Below are 4,154 nucleotides of genomic sequence, written 5' to 3' on the forward strand. Positions count from 1 at the left end.
CCCTCACCCCACATCGCCTCCCGCACACCAGAAGGCAACAGCGCCAGCACCTCATCAAGAGCCCGCGCGAACACCGGAAAACGCCCGTACAACTCCCGCCCCATACCCAACCGCTGAGCACCCTGACCGGAAAACAACACCGCCAGCGGACCGGGCTCGGCGACCGCTCGCGCGACCTCGGTGACTCCGTCGGGGGCGGCGAGCAGCACGGCCCGGTGAGGGAAGGCGGTGCGGCCGACGGCCAGGGAGTGGCCGACGTCCACGGGCACGTGGTCCTCCGCGTGGGCGCGGATCCGGTCGAGCTGGGCGTCCAGCGCCGCCTCACCGGTGGCGGTGACGGGCCACGGCACCACGCGCGGGGTGACGGTGACCGTCTCCTGCTCCTCGGCCTCGATCCGCGGGGCCTGTTCCAGCAGGACGTGGGCGTTGGTGCCGCTGATGCCGAAGGACGACACGCCCATGCGGCGCGGGTGGCCGGTGTCGGGCCAGTCGGTGGTGGCCGTGGCGATCTCGACGGCCCCCGCGGACCAGTCGACGTGGGACGACGGCACGTCGGCGTGCAGGGTGCGCGGGACGACGGCGTGTCGTAGGGCCATGACGGCCTTGATGAGTCCGGCCGCACCGGCCGCGGCCTGGGTGTGCCCGATGTTGGACTTCACCGAGCCCAGCAGCAGCGGCCGTTCACGATCCTGACCGTACGTCGCCAGCAGCGCCTGCGCCTCGATCGGGTCGCCCAGCCGGGTGCCCGTACCATGCGCCTCCACCGCGTCCACCTCGGCCGGCGTCAGCCCCGCCGACGCCAGAGCCTGCCGGATCACCCGCTGCTGCGACGGACCGTTCGGCGCCGTCAGACCGTTCGACGCACCGTCCTGATTGACCGCCGAACCGCGCACGGTGGCGAGGACGGGATGCCCATGGCGCACGGCGTCCGACAGCCGTTCGAGTACGACCATGCCGACGCCCTCGGACCAGCCGGTGCCGTCGGCGTCGTCGCCGAAGGCCTTGCAGCGGCCGTCCTCGGCGAGGCCGCCGTGGTGGCGGAAGCCCATGAAGGCGGCGGAGGTGGTCATCACGGTGACGCCGCCGGCCAGAGCGAGGGAGCACTCGCCGCTGCGCAGCGCCTGCGCCGCCAGATGCAGCGACACCAGCGACGACGAGCACGCCGTGTCCACGGTGACCGCCGGGCCCTCCAGGCCGAAGACATAGGAGAGCCGGCCGGAGATGACGCTGGCCGACAGCATGACGCCGCGGCCCTCCATGTCCTTGGCGCGGGCGATGAGGTGGTGGTAGTCGACGCCGTTGCTGCCGACGAAGACTCCGGTGCGGCTGCCGCGCAGGGTGTGCGGGTCGATGCCGGACCGCTCGAACGCCTCCCAGCCGGTCTCCAGCAGCAGCCGCTGCTGCGGGTCCATGGCGACCGCCTCGCGCGGGCTGATGCCGAAGAACTCGGGGTCGAAGTCGGCGGCGTCGTGCAGGAAGCCGCCCTGGCCCTGGATCTCCCAGCCGCGGTCGGTGGGGAACGCGGTGATGGCGTCGGTGCCGGAGGCGACCAGCTCCCACAGCTGCTCCGGCGTCCGCACCCCGCCGGGGAAACGGCAGGCCATGCCGACCACGACGACCGGGTCCTCGGTGGTGTCGGCGGGCTCGGCGGCGAGCAGTGGGCCGTCCGACTCGTCCTGGCTGCCAAGGAGTTGGGCGACGAGATGCTCGGCGAGGGCGCGGGGCCGGGTGAGGTCGAAGAGCAGGCTGGCGGGCAGGGCGAGGCCCGTGGCGCGGGCGAGCTGGTTGCGCAGTTCCATCGACGTCAGCGAGTCGAAGCCGATGTCGTGGAAGGCGCGTTCGGCGTCCACCGCCTCCGGTCCGGCGTGACCGAGGACACCGGCGGCGTGGGTGCGCACCAGGTCGAGCAGGAGCGGGACGCGCTCGTCCTCGGGGGCGGCGTACACCTTGCGGCGCAGCACGGAGGCGGCGGAGCGCGTGTCGTCGCGGAGCCTGCGGGCCGCGCCGCGGGCCTCCTCGGCCGTGGGGAGGGCGCTGAGGGCGGCGCACGGGCGGATGCTGAACAGCATCCGCAGGGTGTCCTGCTGCTGGAGGTCGGCGACGACGGTCACGGGGGCGGCGTCGACGGCGAGTTCGGCGAGCACGCCGAGGGCGAGCCGGGGTTCGAGGGTGGTGGTGCCGGTTTCGCGCAGCGCGTCGGTGAGCGCCGCGGCCATGCCTGAGCCGTCCCAGGCGCCCCAGGCGACGGACGTGGCGGGCAGGCCCTCGGCCCGGCGGCGCTGGGCGAGCGCGTCCAGCACCGTGTTGGCCGCCGCGTAGTTGCCCTGCCCCGGGTTGCCGACCGCGCCGGCCACCGACGAGAACAGCACGAACGCCGACAGATCGTGCTCGCGGGTGAGTTCGTCCAGCAGCAGCGCGGGGCTGACCTTGGCGCGGAACACGGCGCCGAAGCGCTGCGGGGTGAGGCCGTTGAGCACGGCGTCGTCGAGGACACCGGCGGCGTGGACGACGGCCGTGAGCGGCACGTCGGCCGGGATCGCCTCCAGCGCGGCCGAGAGCTCGGCACGGATCGCCGTGTCACACGCGGCGATGGTCACCCGCGCGCCGAGCGCCGTCAGTTCGGCCTCCAGCTCCTCGGCTCCGGGTGCCTGTCGGCCACGGCGGCTGAGCAGCAGCAGATGCTCCGCACCGTGCTCCGCCGCCCAGCGGGCCACATGACCGCCCAGCGCACCCGTACCGCCCGTGATCAGCACGGTGCCCGACGGCTCCCACACCGGGGCCTCGTCGGCACCGGGCGCCGGAACGAGACGGCGTCCGAGGACACCGGCGCCGCGCACGGCGACCTCGTCCTCCTCGCCTCCGCCAGTGAGGTGAGTGGTGAACCGGCGCAGTGCGGCGTCGTCCGGTTCCCCGGGCAGGTCGATCAACCCGCCCCACCGGTCGGGGTACTCCAGAGCGGCGACCCGCCCCAGACCCCACAGCGCGGCTTGCAGCGGCCGCACGGTGTCGTCCGGCGAGGCGGCGACCGCGCCGCGGGTGGCGGCCCAGATCCGGGTACGGATCCCGGCGTCGTCCATGGCCTGGAGCAGTACGGCGGTGTCGACGAGGCCGACCGGGACGCTGGTCCAGCGGGTGGCGTCGGTACCGGCGAGCAGGGAGAGCACGCCGGTGAAGCGGGTGCCGTCGGCGGTGAGCCGGGACAGTTCCGCGGCGAGTTCAGCCCGCGCGGGTCGCTTGCCGAGCCGCACGGACACGGTGTCGGGGCCGAGCGCACCGGTCACGGCGTCGAGCCAGGCGCTGTCGGTGTCGGGCCCGTCGGCGGGCAGCACGACCAGCCAGGTGCCCGACGGTCCGGCGGCGGGTGCCGTGGGCAGCGGCTGCCAGGTCTCGCGGAAGCGCAGCGCGTCGGCCAGCGACCGGGCGCGGCGTCTGCTGCGCCAGGCGGACAGCGCGGGGACCACGCCGCCGAGCGCGTCGGTGCCGATGTCCAGCCGGGCGGCGAGCGCCGCCAGGTCCTCGCGCTCCACGGCGGCCCAGAACTCGGCGTCCCCGCTCTCGCCGTCACCGGACACCACCATGGCGTCGGCGGGCTCGGGCCAGTAACGCTCGTGCTGGAAGGGGTAGGTGGGCAGGTCGACGCTGCGGGCGCCGGTGTCGGCGAAGAGCGCCGGCCAGTCCACGGGGACGCCACGGGCGTGGAGCCGGGCGAGGGCCGTCACGGCGGCCGTCTCCTCGTCGCGGTCCCGGCGCAGCAGCGGTACGGCGCTCTCGACCAGGGGCGTGAGGACAGCGTCCGGGCCGATCTCCAGGAAGTGCCGCACCCCCGCGTCCGCGAGCGCACGGACGCCGTCGGCGAACCGCACCGTCTCACGGGCATGCCGCACCCAGTGGTCGGGCGAGGCGAGATCGGCCGGACGGACCGGCGCTCCGGTGACGGTGGAGACGACATCGACGTGCGCCTCGTGGGCGGTGAGCCCGCTGAGGGCGGTGCGGAAGTCGTCGAGCATCGGGTCCATCAACGGTGAGTGGAAGGCATGGCTCACCGACAGACGCGTGTGCCGCCGCTCCCCCAGCGCCGCCACCACCTGCCCGACACCATCCTCGCTACCGGAAAGCACCACCGAACGCGGCCCGTTCACCGCAGCCAGCGCCAC

At 74.4% G+C, this 4,154-nt stretch carries 1 protein-coding gene; it reads right to left on the bottom strand.

Annotated elements, in window-relative coordinates:
• Positions 1-4,154, bottom strand: a 4,154-nt coding sequence (locus IE262_RS38975; RefSeq protein ID WP_189880374.1) for a type I polyketide synthase, incomplete at both ends; no start/stop codon positions are given.

It is taken from the genome of Streptomyces bluensis, assembly GCF_014650715.1.
GTDB lineage: Bacteria > Actinomycetota > Actinomycetes > Streptomycetales > Streptomycetaceae > Streptomyces > Streptomyces bluensis.